This is a genomic window from Colwellia sp. (assembly GCF_013215345.1).
Classification (GTDB): Bacteria; Pseudomonadota; Gammaproteobacteria; order Enterobacterales; family Alteromonadaceae; genus Colwellia.
In genome coordinates this window covers 1-14660 of record NZ_JABSOV010000096.1, presented here as the reverse complement: position 1 = coordinate 14660, position 14660 = coordinate 1, and the positions used below count along the sequence as shown (strand labels likewise).

General features: G+C 39.5%; 10 protein-coding genes. 6 read left to right on the top strand and 4 right to left on the bottom strand.

What is annotated here, in order from left to right:
- Positions 1 to 919: 919 nt before the first annotated feature.
- The gene (locus HRT50_RS13765) at positions 920 to 3310 is read right to left on the bottom strand and encodes a S8 family serine peptidase (protein ID WP_291615435.1); all 2391 of its coding nucleotides are present in this window, start codon (positions 3308 to 3310) and stop codon (positions 920 to 922) included.
- Positions 3311 to 3529: 219 nt separating this feature from the next.
- On the opposite strand from HRT50_RS13765, the gene HRT50_RS13760 reads away from it, so the two are divergent.
- Positions 3530 to 4228, top strand: a complete 699-nt coding sequence (locus HRT50_RS13760; RefSeq protein WP_291615433.1) for a 2OG-Fe(II) oxygenase — start codon at positions 3530 to 3532, stop codon at positions 4226 to 4228.
- Between the two features lie 212 nt (positions 4229 to 4440).
- On the top strand, positions 4441 to 6780 hold the full coding sequence (locus HRT50_RS13755) for an FdhF/YdeP family oxidoreductase (protein ID WP_291615431.1): 2340 nt from the start codon (positions 4441 to 4443) through the stop codon (positions 6778 to 6780).
- Here the strand turns inward: HRT50_RS13755 and HRT50_RS13750 are convergent.
- Positions 6777 to 7745 (bottom strand): formate dehydrogenase accessory sulfurtransferase FdhD, encoded by a 969-nt coding sequence (locus HRT50_RS13750; protein ID WP_291615429.1) that lies wholly within the window; start codon positions 7743 to 7745, stop codon positions 6777 to 6779. The two genes, HRT50_RS13755 and HRT50_RS13750, sit on opposite strands and share 4 nt — an antisense overlap.
- Before the next feature lie 519 nt (positions 7746 to 8264).
- Here HRT50_RS13750 and HRT50_RS13745 point away from each other — a divergent pair.
- A complete protein-coding gene (locus HRT50_RS13745) occupies positions 8265 to 9377 on the top strand; it encodes an NAD(P)/FAD-dependent oxidoreductase (RefSeq protein WP_291615427.1) in 1113 nt (370 codons plus the stop codon).
- A gap of 190 nt (positions 9378 to 9567) precedes the next feature.
- Positions 9568 to 10839, top strand: a complete 1272-nt coding sequence (locus HRT50_RS13740; protein WP_291615425.1) for a GGDEF domain-containing protein — start codon at positions 9568 to 9570, stop codon at positions 10837 to 10839.
- A 393-nt stretch (positions 10840 to 11232) separates the two neighbouring features.
- Here HRT50_RS13740 and murQ read toward each other — a convergent pair whose 3' ends face one another.
- Positions 11233 to 12159, bottom strand: a complete 927-nt coding sequence (murQ, locus tag HRT50_RS13735) for an N-acetylmuramic acid 6-phosphate etherase (RefSeq protein ID WP_291615423.1) — start codon at positions 12157 to 12159, stop codon at positions 11233 to 11235.
- 198 nt (positions 12160 to 12357) lie between these two features.
- On the opposite strand from murQ, the gene alr reads away from it, so the two are divergent.
- A complete protein-coding gene (gene alr, locus HRT50_RS13730) occupies positions 12358 to 13440 on the top strand; it encodes an alanine racemase (protein WP_291615420.1) in 1083 nt (360 codons plus the stop codon).
- A 116-nt stretch (positions 13441 to 13556) separates the two neighbouring features.
- Here alr and queE read toward each other — a convergent pair whose 3' ends face one another.
- On the bottom strand, positions 13557 to 14225 hold the full coding sequence (queE, locus tag HRT50_RS13725) for a 7-carboxy-7-deazaguanine synthase QueE (RefSeq protein ID WP_291615418.1): 669 nt from the start codon (positions 14223 to 14225) through the stop codon (positions 13557 to 13559).
- Between the two features lie 140 nt (positions 14226 to 14365).
- On the opposite strand from queE, the gene HRT50_RS13720 reads away from it, so the two are divergent.
- A partial coding sequence (locus tag HRT50_RS13720) for a 7-cyano-7-deazaguanine synthase (protein WP_291615415.1) occupies positions 14366 to 14660 on the top strand: 295 nt, incomplete at its 3' end.

The following is a 14660-nucleotide window of genomic DNA, read 5'->3' as shown; positions in this document are numbered from 1 at the left end:
TGCCGATGCATTGATTAAATTGGCCAAAAGAGATGAAGCCGAGAGAATTATTCAACAAGGCCTAATTCTGGCGAAAAAGCAAAAAAATTCTTATTGGATAAAACACTTAACCCTGAAAATTAAAACTATTGCTAAATAGGAAGATTAATTATTCGCTATATTTAGCGACCCCCCCCGTCTTTTCCAAGGCGGGGATGAAAGCGCATCGTCGATAGGTGATAGAACATCCGGGAATAGTCTGTAACTTAACAGTGCCAGCTTCTGAAGGCGCGAAAAGAATCGCTTCAAAAGAGGCATGCGTTAGAACGTACTTCCCGAGACGCTTACTCAATTTCCCAGAAATAGATCTCGAATTGCAATTTTATTGCTGAAATATTAGAAAGTGCTGGTCACGGACTTGGAAATTTGATCTATTGTGTTATTTCGGCAAGTGGGTCAGCTATCGTAGATTTGCCGTCAAATAGAGTGGTTTGTTTGAAGTACCCCCTAAATAGACTATTCGAGAGACCGCTTTCCAGAGCGTTAAAATCATATAGAAACGCCGGCTATGGTGGGTTTGGCGACTTTCTGTTGAACTATTCATTTAGAAAAAACTATCATCAAAAGCCCTCATGTACTTTTCTGCTGGGAACGTCAGCTAACAGGAAACTGCTAATGCAATAAGGTTGTTGAACCATGTCCGCTGTAGATCAAAACATACAAAATTTTTCAGTATAAATTATCAAATGCTAACGTCTTCAAAGTGGTAACAGTGAACATAAGAGGTCAATCTCATTTACTGACGCGATTCTCATTATTTATGACACCTCCACACAACCCGTTTAATAAAAAAAGGGTAACTACTTTATACTGCAAGTGTTACCCTTTTTTTTATTTTTATAGCTTATTTTATCAAGCTATTTCCTGAGCTAGCTCACAATTACTGTGGTGTAGCTTGGATGTTTAACGTTATCCCTGATGCTGCTGAATAACCGTAAATATCAACATACCAAGTACCTTGTGCAGGAGTGGTAAAGTTACACGTCTCATTGTTGCCATTTTTATATGGACGACAATCATAAGTTGATGAAGTAGATTGCTTACCTTCAGTAACGTATAAATCTGCATCACCACTACCACCAGATAAAGTAACAGTTAAGTCGCCGTAACCTGCTGCTAAATCAAGGGTATAACGCGTCCACTGTCTTCTTGAAACAGATATGTTGTTAACTGTACTATCGATTGGCTGAACAGCACCGCCGCCTCCACCAGTACTTGGCTCAGTGTAACTAGCGGTTAAATTAACGCCTGTAAAGTCACTATACGCTTTAATTTTCACATAATAAGTACCGCCAGCGTCGGTACTAGCACATGATTCCACATTACCTGATTTATATGGACGACAGTCGTAAACACTGTCTGTTGGCTCAGCGCCAAATTTCACATATAAATCTGCATCACCACTACCACCGGTAGTAGCAAAGTTAATGTCGGTTGCACCTACTGGTACTTCCATAGTGAAAACAAGTGCATTGCCTGTAGTTGCTGCTAAGTCAGTTTTAACAACACCATTTTCAAGTACAGTATCACCCGGTGTTGTACCACCACCGCCGCCACCTGAGCCACTGCCGTCACAACCATTGGCTGTAATGTAATCAATAGCATCTTTAGTTTGCGCTAAACCGTAACCAAATTTAACATCGCGGCCGGTAGCACCAAGATCTTGGGCTGTGGCATTAAGTACATTACGAATTTCAACGTTAGTACAAGTAGGGTGATGACTCCACACTAAGGCAGCTACACCTGCAACATGAGGCGATGCCATTGAAGTACCACTCATTTTTCCATAATTACCCGTACCAATATTTATCGTTGCGCTAGCGCCTAAATTATTTAACATCGCCGCGCCATCAGTATCAGAAACAGTAACACTAGGGATACTAGTCGCGTTTGAGGTACCTAAAGTGCCACCAAAACTACCAGCAACGTTATTATATAAAATTGCACCAACACCACCGCTATCTTGACAAGCTTTCACTTTATCGTGAAATGAAATGCTGCCACGAGCGATTAAACAAACACTACCACTAGCACCAGAATCAATGGCTTGACCTGTACCAAAGTTATATAAAGCAGCCGTTGCACTACCTTGGTTTTCCATGGCATTAGCGCTATAACCACTTCCTGCCACAGACACTTCAACCACTGAACCTAATCCTTCAGGGTAAGTAGAATATACATCGACACCTGGACCTGATATTTCAACTTGACTATTTTTCTGTGAAAAATCAGCTAATACTTTAGCGCTATCAATAGCGGCTACTGACATTACTGAGTCATATGATGCTGGAAAGCTTTCAACATCGGTAGTGCTTGTTGCAACACCGTCGTTACCTGCAGCAGCGATAAGTAATACACCTGCATCATAAGCTGCTTGAATTCCATTTTTCTCACTAATACTTGAACCTGTACCACCTAAACTCATGTTAATAACATCTGAGCCATTGCTGACACATTTGTTAATAGCACTAACTAGGTCAGAAGAATAACCCCAACCTGCTTCATTAAATACTTTAACAATATGTAAATTAGGATCGGTACCAATAACACCTCGAACACCAATGCCATTATTAAGTGCCGCAATAGTACCCGCTACGTGAGTACCATGTGGTCCACCATGGTCAAACCAATTACCTGTTCCGCTATCACTAGTACCATTAATAGTGCCACCTTGTGCACCCATGTCTTCATGAGGCAAGTTTAGGCCTGAATCAATGATACAAATTTTCTTACCGCCAGAATTAGCTGATGCAACACTGTCATCAACTTGATCGGCTTGAACCATACCAATACCATAAGGTACGCTTTGTGCCATAAAACGACGTTGTAAATCTTCTTCTACATATTCAACATTGTCATCATTCGCTAAGCTCATTGCATCGGCTGAAGATAGTTCAGCGCTGATCATGTTCATGTTTGGAAATTCAGCTTTAACTTTAGCACCTAGATTTTTTAACTTTTTCCTAACGGCAATTAATCGAGCAAAGGCCGTTGGACTTGCCATATTGCTAAAGCCGGTAACACTATTGGTTGCTGCAGGACTCGCTGATTGACTCATTAACTGAGCGTTAGCTGATTGCTTATATTTGACAATAAAGCGTTTTGGTAAAGGTGAACTAGCCACTGCTGATAATAAATTATCTGTGGTTTGCACACCGACCGGCTCTGCTGCATATAAAGCGGTTGATATTGAAAGCGATAAAACACTTGCGGTAGTTATTATGGCTGTCTTATGCGTCGACATTTTGTGACGTTTGATATTGTTTGACATGAATATTACCTGTACGTTAGTTATAATTATTGGTTTTTTATACATATTCAGTACACCTTGATTTTCATCAAGGCCATTCAAACATAGCATTAATACTGCAAATGTTACAAGCATGTTACAATGATGTTATTAAAATATTTATAATTTGGTTACCTTGCGTTAGTGTGGTTATATAGAAATATCAGCTAAATTTAAGAAAAATAGCGTTAAGGATTATGAATGAGCCAATTTATCGGTGTATTTGACAATGCGCTGTCTGATGAACTTTGCGACCAACTAATGAATGGTCATCAGAGCAGTGATAAAGTAGTAAAAGGTCGTGTTGGCAGTGGTGTAATGACTAATCTAAAAGACAGTCAAGATGTCACTATGGTTGAAAAAGAATGGCAAGCTCTACAGCTTGAAGTCATTAATGCCAGTTACCCCCATGTAAAAGCTTATTTGACTGAGCATTATATGGCGTTAATTTCCGCATTGAACCCTACGGTGAAACATCCTGAAACTGGCTTACCGACCTCGGTAACGAAAGAAAATTTTGACCACATAGGTAAACCTTATTTAGACCAATTGATCCAATATGTTTTTTGTTACGACAAATTTACCGTGCAGCGTTACGAACAAGGAGTTGGTGGTTATCATTACTGGCACTCAGAAATTTTCCCCCAATTACCACACAATAAGCCTTTACACCGTGTATTAGCTTTTTTGTATTATTTAAACGATGTTGAAGAAGGTGGCGAAACTGAATTTCATTATCAAGGAATAAAGGTAAAACCTAAAAAAGGCTCATTAGTTATTTTCCCTGCCGGTTTTACCCATACCCATAAAGGTCATATTCCTTTGTCTGATGAGAAATATGTGGTTACTTCTTGGTTAATGTATAACAAAGCTGAACAGCTCTATGGTAAAAAAAGTTAGCTGTATTCATTTCAGCACATAAAAGCGGAATCCCGCTGAACGAATCAAAGTAAGCCAGTTGAATGACTGGCGTCTGGCCTCTGCCTCCGTATATAATTAAGCAATTAAATTATTTCAATTTTGCAATTGTCTGCATAGTTATACCAAACAGTTTAATTCTCGCTAAGTGATGAGTAAATTAGTTCAATTGGTATTATTTCAAGGTGAATTTTGTGTCTGAGCATTTTAGTAAAAAACCCAACAAAGCCGGTGGTTTGTCATCATTAACCTCGACCTTAAAACACATTATTCAAAGCCAACAACCGCAGACTAATGTCAAAAACTTATTAAGAGCAAATAAGGATAAAGGCTTTGATTGTCCCGGTTGTGCTTGGGGTGATGAAAAAGAAGGTTTACTGCAGTTTTGTGAAAATGGCGCCAAAGCCATTGCTTGGGAGTCTACCAGTAAAAAAGTAGATGCCGAGTTCTTCGCCCAGCATAGTGTCAGCCAGTTACAAAAACAAAGTGATTATTGGTTAGAGTACCAAGGTCGGCTAACACAGCCGATGAGATACAATAAAGACACTGATCATTACCAGCCTATTGACTGGCAAGATGCCTATCAACTAATAGCCGATAAACTTAACAGCTTAAATTCGCCCAATGAAGCAGAGTTTTATACTTCCGGTCGCGCCAGCAATGAAGCCTCGTTCCTCTATCAATTATTTGGCCGACTTTTTGGTACCAATAATTTCCCTGACTGTTCAAATATGTGTCACGAAGCCAGCGGTGTTGCCTTAAATGAAGCCATTGGCATTGGCAAAGGCACGGTAGTATTAGACGACTTTAACCATGCCGATGCCATATTTGTTTTTGGCCAAAATCCAGGTACCAATCATCCTAGGATGATGAATGCCTTGCGTAAGGCCGCACGCGGCGGCTGCAAAATAGTGAGCTTTAACAATTTAAAAGAAGTGGCACTGGAACGTTTTGCTAGCCCGCAAGACCCGATAGAATTATTGACCTCTAAAGCAACGACTATCAGCCATGCTTATTTCACCCCAAAACTCGGTGGTGATATGGCGGCCGTTCGCGGCATGGTTAAAATTATTCTCGCCCGTAACGCTGAGCACAAAGCCAACAGCGAGCCAGCCATAATCGATAATGATTTTATTACCGAGCACTGCCAAGATTTTGAGCAATATCGGCAAGTAGTTAACGACACCTCTTGGCAACTAATTGAACAACAATCAGGGCTATCATTTGAACAGTTGTCGCAAGCTGCTGAGGTGTTTTTGAACGCAGATAAGGTCATTTGTACCTGGGCAATGGGCATCACTCAACACAAACATTCTGTCGCTACCATTCAAGAAATTGTTAACTTACAATTGTTGTCTGGCAATATTGGCAAACAAGGCGCCGGCTTATGTCCCGTTCGTGGTCATTCCAATGTGCAAGGTAATCGCACCATGGGCATCAATGAAAAACCAACCGCCGCATTTATCGAGCAACTTTCTCAAGCCGTTAATACGCCATTACCGAAAGAAAAAGGTCATAACGTTTATTATGCGTTAACGGCTTTACTAAAGAAAACCAGTAAGGTATTGATTTGTTTAGGTGGAAACATCGCCCAAGCCGCACCCGATACCAAGCAAACCCATCAAGCGTTAAAGAATACCGACTTGAATGTGCAAATAAGCACTAAGCTCAACCGTAGCCATTTATGTATAGGTCAAGACGCACTGATCCTGCCCTGTTTAGGCCGTACCGAAATAGATAACCAAGCCACGGGAGAGCAGTTTATTACCGTGGAAGATACTTTTAGCATGGTGCATGCATCACAAGGTAACGTTGTGCCCCTAGCAAAGACAATGCACTCTGAAACTGCCATTGTCGCCGATATCGCTGAGGTAACCCTCGCTAAGAGTAAGACTAACGCCACCGCCAATACCAGCATTAACTGGCAACAGCTAAAAGGAAATTACGACTTAATTCGTGACTTGATCGAACAAGCCATTCCAGGATTTACCGATTTTAATCTACAGCTTGAACAACCAGGTGGCTTCTATCTTGGTAACAGTGCTGCACAATTAAAATGGCACAATGCGCAAGAAAAAGCTTTGTTTTCTGCTAATTTTCTACCAACAAGTATTATCAATATCTCAAAAGACAAATTAGACGAGCTACAAAATAACAAACAGCCACTTTATACTTTGCAATCATTGCGTTCACACGATCAATACAATACCACCATCTATGGCATGGACGATCGATATCGTGGCGTTAGTAACGCGAGAAATGTATTATTTATCAATAAAAAAGATGCTTTAAAACAGGGTTTTAAAAATAACGATTATGTCGACATCACCTCTATTTGGTCTGATAACCAAAACAGAACGGTAACTAACTTCATATTATGCTTTTACGACATTCCAAGAAGTAATCTTGCCGCTTATTACCCAGAAACTAATCCGCTGGTACCACTAGATAGTTTTGGTGATCGCTCTTATACACCAACATCAAAATCGGTCGCGGTGATCATCAACAAAGCTAAAAATCCACCGCTGATTTAGCGCTGGTGATTACTTAAGCGCCAATCACCATGATAGACATTAAAGCCACGTTCACTAACAAAGCCTATTAGGGTTAAATCAAATTGCTTGGCTGCTTGTATAGCAAGGTCTGACGGTGCACCAACACCGACTAAAACATGAATACCAGCCATAATGGTCTTTTGTACTATTTCAAAACTTATGCGGCCACTAACAAGTAATAATCGTAATGGTACTGATAGCGATAAGGCATCACAGTTAACCTGCGCTAACTTATCTTTAGCTGTACTAGATATGGATGTAGATGTTAATAAGGCGCCGATAACTTTATCGACCGCGTTATGGCGACCAATATCTTCATAGATATGCTGTAAAGTTAATTGCTTATTTAACTGTTGTTCAAACGCTCGTTCAACCTTATTTTTAAATGCTAGCTCAACTTTTAACATAAATAAGGCGGCGCCATGTACGCCACCCGTTTTATCAAATAGAGCTTGTTCACTACGCATTTTACTGGACAATAAAAGTAATGATTGGGCCGCTAAGGCATGTTTATGTTCAGTAAAAGCTAAATTTATCGTTGTTTTTAACTGCAGTGTTTTTAATGAAGTGCTGCCACAAAGGCCACAACTCGAGTAGCTGATAATATACCGCTCTAATGATGATAAATCTGGGGTAAAACCAGTAATAAAGTGTACAAGCCACTCGTTTTGCCAACCTTCTCCAGTAACACCTTCTGAGGCTAACTTTATTGATTCAATATCACTAAGCTGCTTTATCACTCCTTCACTATGTAATAACCCGGTTATTAATAACTTATCGTGTCCTGGCGTACGCATAGTAATAGTGAATACGGTATTTTTTACTACGCCTTGTTCGAGCCAAGATAAAGTGATCTGTAGAGGTTGCTCAACAATAACCACATCCGTTGTGATTTTCCTTATCAGCTTGCCCTTATTTTCTTCTGCAGCTTCAGGTGAAAACATATAGCTCACCTTATGGATAGTTTTGGTCGAATATTCAGGATTCTCAGTCTTTTTCATATGAATTTTATTACTGTTTTAATTGTGCTGTATTAATGAAAGTTTACCGCTTAACGGTAAAACTTCAAAGCTGCAGTTTCATTGTTTAACGACTAATAAACTAAATATTGTATAGCTTTTAATGCATAGCAATTTATTAAAGCTAAATTAGCATTATTCTATCGATATTATATTTAGGGCCCTTGATGCTCCGAGGTTATTGATGCAATGAGCATTTTGTCCTTAATAGCGATGTATAAAAAATTTACTTTATATAAATAGTTAATAAGCGACTGAATAATTCCATAGGACATGGTCACAAATCATCGGCTGTAGTTACTAAGGACGTTAAAAGTTAACTATAAGCTTAATTTAAAATTTAATTGAAAAGCTAAGTAGATGTTTGTTTTTTCGCTATAATTAGGCCACTTATTGTCACACTTACTACCAAAGTAAAGTGTGCAGGATATAACTAAGGATATTATGGACAAAGTCAATGTGCTCATTGTTGGTGCTGGTGTTATTGGTTTAGCCATCGCGGCAAAACTCAGTCAACAATTTAATGATGTGTTAGTTATTGATAAAAACGCTAGTTTTGGTGAAGAAACCAGTAGTCGAAACAGTGAAGTAATTCATGCTGGTATTTACTATCCGAAAAATAGCCTAAAAGCCAAATTCTGTGTACAAGGTAAAGCCATGCTTTATCAATATTGCCAAGAGCGTCATATCCCAGTAGATAAAATTGGTAAGTTATTGGTTGCCCAAGGTGCAGAAGAAGAAGCTTATCTCAAAAAAACACTGGTCAGCGCGCGAAATAATGGTGTTGATGATCTGACTTGGCTTACTCAAGCAGAGTTACAAGAACTCGAGCCTGAATTACTTGCTAGTGCTGCCCTGCGCTCACCTTCAACAGGTATAATCGACAGCCATGCTTATATGCAAAGCTTATTAGCCCAAGCTGAACAAAATAACGCCATGTTCGTTGCCAGAACTAAACTGGTCAGTGCCATTCCTAAACAAGAGGGTTTTGAGGTTAGTTTAAATAGCCAAGGTGAGCTACTATCAATACGCTGTAATTATATAATTAATTGCGCTGGCTTACACAGTGAATCATTAGCCCATACTATCGAGGGCTTAGATAAAGCACTTATTCCCAAGCTGCATTGGTGTCGTGGCCATTATTTTTCTTATCAAGGTCAAAGCCCGTTTAAACAGTTAATTTATCCTATTCCTCGGGATAATGGCTTAGGTATTCATGCTTCGTTAGATATGGGCGGACAATTAAAATTTGGCCCTGATACCCAGTATATTGAACATTTAGATTACGATTTTCCTGAGCAACTAAAAACAAAGTTTCTTAAGCAGGTATCGCAATATTTTCCTAATATCGATGCCAATAAATTACAACCGGCTTATGCTGGCATTCGGCCAAAACTTCAGGGAAAAGATGACAGCTTTAAAGATTTTGTTATTCAAACCAGTGAAGTACACCACCTCAAAGGCTTGATCAACTTATTTGGTATTGATTCCCCTGGGCTAACGTCTAGCTTAGCCATTGCTGATTATGTTGCTGAGCAGCTAAAAGTTGCTTCATAGCAATTGAACTAAGTTATTGAGCTTAATTATTGAACAATGAGTCAGATTGGAATTATTGCTAATGCTGTATTACTTTTAAAGGAGCTGCTGCGTTTAAGTGCTATGCACTTAAACGGATAACTTCACATAAATTTATCCGTTTAATTAAACCCCTTGAATGCGCTCACCGACTTTAAAGGAAGCTTGGTCTATGCAAACAGTAAAGGATGCTCAGGGAAGTAGTGAACTGTATGCCGCTATTTCACTCGTTTTAGTAACGTTAATCCTCTTAGCTTTGTTATTTTTCAACATATTAGAAAAACATAAAACAATCAATTTAAACTCAGCAAATATTAACGCGGTTGATGATCGTACCGTATTGGGCAGTTCAATCGCTAATGCTGTTAAAACCAATCAAGGTATTGAATTTTTGTGTCAAATTACCAAATCTCATCTTGAACAACCTTTTTGTCAGTTAATCATTGATGTACAGGATTTAAGCAAACAAGCGCCCTTCACTGGTTTAGACTTATCTAATTATCAGCAAATTGGTTTATGGATAAAACATAATCATCCCTCACAACCCGGCACTCGTATTGAATTACGAAATTTTAATGCGGATTACTCGGTTCAAGAAGATGAAAAGAGCCTAAAACATAACAGTTTAGAATATTTAGAAGCCTATGTTACTAACCCCATTTGGTTAAAACTAAACGACTTCTCTATCCCGCAATGGTGGAGTAACAGCCATAATTTAACCTTATCTCATGGTGGTACCGACTTTAGCAATGTTTATAGCATCGCCATAGCACCCAGTACACAGGTACAAGAAGGAAGCTATAAATTAACCATTGAAGGTATCGAACTTAAAGGCAAGTATGTTGGCACAACAACCCTGATTGCAATATTAATCACACTGTGGAGCTTTGCGTTCGGCTATCTAATCCATCGCGCTAATAGCCCGAAGAAGCTAGCAAGCACCGCTCCAGCGCAACCGGCACCAGCCATAGCATTTGGCGCCATGAGTTGCTCATTAACCGGCGCACTTAATCGTATTGGTTTGAGAAAATGTTTTGATCAACTTACACCAACGGATTTAAAAAATTTAAGCATTATCTTTCTTAATATAGATAATTACCAAGATCTTTCTCCTAATTACGGCCAAGCAATGGCGGATAAAATTTTACAGCAGTTTGTCGGTCAAATTAATAAGTCTTGTCGCTCTAGTGATACCCTAGTTCGCTGGAATACCGAAGAGTTTTTATTAGCTTGCCCTGACACAACACTTGCTCAAGCGGTAGCAGTAGCGGATAAAATTAGAGCGAGTATTGTCGACTCCGCTTGGCCAAAAGGAATTCAATTATCTTGTAGTACAGGTGTAGCGCAAATGCATGATGAAGATCTTAATAATTTAGTTGCCCGTGCGAACAAAGCACTTTATAAAGCAAAAAATACCGGTAGTAATAGAACGGCTGCCGCTTAGCTTTGCTTTACTAGGTCAGTGTTTACTTTGGTCTTGGCTTGTTTTATTTTGCCGTGCTTTTTTTTGCCTTATCTTACTTCACCGCACTGGTCTAATAGATACAAAAGCAATTGATATTTTCCGGTTCAACACTATTGTCACTACAGAGCTTAGCGATTTTCTTTAAATAAATGCATTTATCTAATTTAGCAGCTGATTTGTCTATCTCTTCATATTGGATAAAAATCAGTGCTCAGGGACTAGCATCAGTGAGTATTGGAGACTTGCTTTGCTCAGCGCCAACTATGATTTTTTTATGCTTTAGTACTCGCAGATAAACTAAGTCCACAAACAAAGAAGTAAAATAACAACGTTAGCATTTTGATAAACACAGTAAGCTTCATATGCACACCATTAACAATCTTCTTGCTCAACTGCTTTACGCAAAAAGCCTTTATTAGTCAATAAGGCTGATTCAGCTTGCTTAACATCTAAGCCGGTTAACACCATTAAACTGGCGAGCTTGGTTTGATTATTCGCTTGGGCGAGTGCTTGCTCTGCGGTGTTAAAATCACATTCTGTTGCTTGCATGACAATGCGGACGGCGCGAGCATATAGTTTTTCGTTACTGGCATTGACATCAATCATCAGGTTTTTATAGCTTTTGCCACTACGGATCATACTGGCAGTGCTTAGCATATTTAAAATGAGTTTTTGCGCGGTACCTGATTTCATCCGAGTTGAGCCGGTTAATACTTCAGCACCCACTACCGCGCATATATCAACATCAGTATTCTGCGCATAAATAGGGTTAGCACTACAACTGATGCCGATAACTTTTGCACCTTGTTCTTTGGCGTATGCCATTGCGGATAATACATAAGGCGTTCGGCCACTAGCCGCTATACCCACGAGGACATCTTTACTCGATAAGTTAACTGCTTGCAAATCGTCAATTGCAAGTTGCTTATTATCTTCCGCACCTTCAACGGCTTTATACATAGCGCCAGCGCCGCCAGCAAGAATACCAATAACTTGTCCACAGGAAACACTAAATGTCGGTGGACATTCAACCGAGTCGAGTACCCCTAATCGGCCACTGGTACCCGCGCCTATATAAATCAATCGGCCGCCACTCGCAAAAGCCTCGACAATAAGATCAACCCCTTGCGCTATTTCAGCTAACAATTGCCCGACAATAACAGCAACTTTTTTATCTTCGGTATTTATTTTTTTCAGTACACCCATTGAATCAAGTAAATCAATATCTAAAGTATCGGGGTTTTGCCCTTCTGTGCTGATGCTTTTAAGCGCATCAACTAAGTCTGCTTGCCTGCTCATGAAGTTATCTCGTTATGGTTATCTAGTGTTATTTTTCAAAAATCGTTAACTAATCATTAAATTACAATTAAGCTAAGGTGCACTATAGTTCTCATGTTACACTGATAACTCATAAAAAATAGTGAAATTAGTAAAGTTTTCATCGTTGAATTAATTTTATTTTCGCCACTTTCATCCGTTAATTAGCAACAATATTACATGAGCTATACCTCCAGACTTACTCAAGCAATTATCGACTTAGATGCCCTGGTTAAAAACTATCAATATATTGATAGTCTCGCCAGTAAAAGCAATACCATTGCCGTGATTAAAGCCGACGCCTACGGGCATGATGCCAATAAAGTGGCTCATGCTTTAAGTGCGAAAGTTAATAGCTTTGCGGTTGGTTTTATTGATGAGGCTCTAGCCCTACGCAGTGCTGGAATAACTAACACTGTACTTATTCTTGAAGGGCCTTTTAAAGAAAGTGACTTTGACTTAGCGCGAAAAAATAATTTTACGTTAATGCTGCACAGTGAGTATCAAATACAGTGGCTGAAGTCTATTAGACCTGAATTTTCTGGTGATATTTGGCTAAAAGTTGATACCGGCATGAACCGCTTAGGTTTTCATCTTGAGCAAGTCGACCGTATAATGGCACAACTATCAATCAACCAACGAAAAGATTTAGTACTCTGCTCTCATTTTTCCACGGCTGAGCAAATTGACAATCTAAAACCGGTCGAGCAACTGGCAAAATTAACGCAATTAGTGTCAAAGTATCATTGTAAATTTAGCATGGCTAACTCTGCAGGCATTTTAAATTGGCCAGCAAGTCATGGCGATCATACACGTTTAGGCTTGGCACTTTATGGTGTTTCCCCTATTGGTGAAACACCATTAAGCCAACCGCTCATTCCAGTGATGACCTTACAAGCCAATATTATTGCTATACATACAGTAAAAGTGGGTGAAACCGTCGGTTATGGCGATACTTGGCAAGCAGAGCGAGAAACAATTATTGCCACCGTTGCCATTGGTTATGCCGATGGCTACCCACGCAATGCAAAATCGGGCACGCCAGTATTTCTTAAGGGAAAAGTTGCGCCGCTGGTCGGTCGTGTGTCAATGGACATGATCACGGTAGATATCACCGACGTAGAAAACATTATCATCGGTGATAGCGTGGAATTGTGGGGTAAAAATATAAGTATTGATACCGTTGCTCAATGCAGCGATACCATTAATTATGAGTTGTTAACTCGCGTGTCAAAGCGAGTACCAAAAGTAGTTGCTGAATAACTTAATCTAGCTTAATTCACTTTAATTGCTTAAATTAAGCTTAAGTCACTTTCCATAGTGGGGCTAATACTCAGCTTAAAGCTAATATCACTAACTATACCTTTACCTACGATAGATTATTCAATACCAATATATTTGTGCATCTGTACCGATAAACGCCAGTTATTAGCGATACAAGTTTCAATGGCTAATTCAGTCGCTCGCTGCTTTTGACTAATGGGCTGTAAGTATATAGCGGTATCTTTTACCTGATGTAGTGCCAATAAAGCTTTTAAGTCATCCACATGTTGCTCTGTAGCAACGGGATGCTTGATTTCATTCGCACGAGCCATAGCACTGGCTAAAACTTCATAACCTCCACGCATATTAACCTTAGGCGAAACTGTTACCCAACACTTTGCTGTGGTGATAATCTCAAAGGTACCTGAGGTTTCAATTTGTGTACTGTAGCCTTGCTGTTCAAGTAACTCACATAGTGGTGTTAAATCGACCATGCAAGGCTCTCCGCCTGTGATCACAATGTGTTTTGCTCGGAACTGTTTTTCTTGAAATAATGCTAAAATATCAGCGGCACTAAAGTTAGACCACTGAGAAGTTTCCACTTTTTTAGCTAACATAGTCTCAGGACTGACTTCATCATCAAGGTCAATCTCCCAAGTATGCTTAGTATCACACCACGAGCATCCGACAGGACACCCCTGCAGCCTAATGAAAATTGACGGTTGCCCGGTAAAAGATCCTTCTCCTTGAAGCGTTTCAAAAAGCTCATTAATTTTATAATTCATGGGTATTGTGGTTTTCTCTTCTGCATTGTGGTGTATTTTATTGACTGCGGTTTTTAATTTATGCTTTAGCCTACTGTTTATTTCAAGTAAAATAATAAGCCTTGTTTATTATACCTTAGATCAATTAAGAGAGCTTTCAAATGGCTGAAAAAGTTGTTGTTATTTATTCCGGTGGCATGGATTCCTTTACTGTATTAAACCGTGCAAAAACAGACGGCAAAGAAGTATTTGCTTTATCTTTTGACTATGGTCAACGTCATGTAAAGGAGTTAGAGTGCGCTAGCACTGTCTGTAACAAACTCGGAATTAACCATAAAGTCGTTGATATATCAGCGATTAACCAATTACTTGCTGGCTCGTCTCTGACCGATGATATCGATATTCCCGAAGGTCACTATGAAGATGAATCGATGAAATCAACCGTAGTGCCCAATC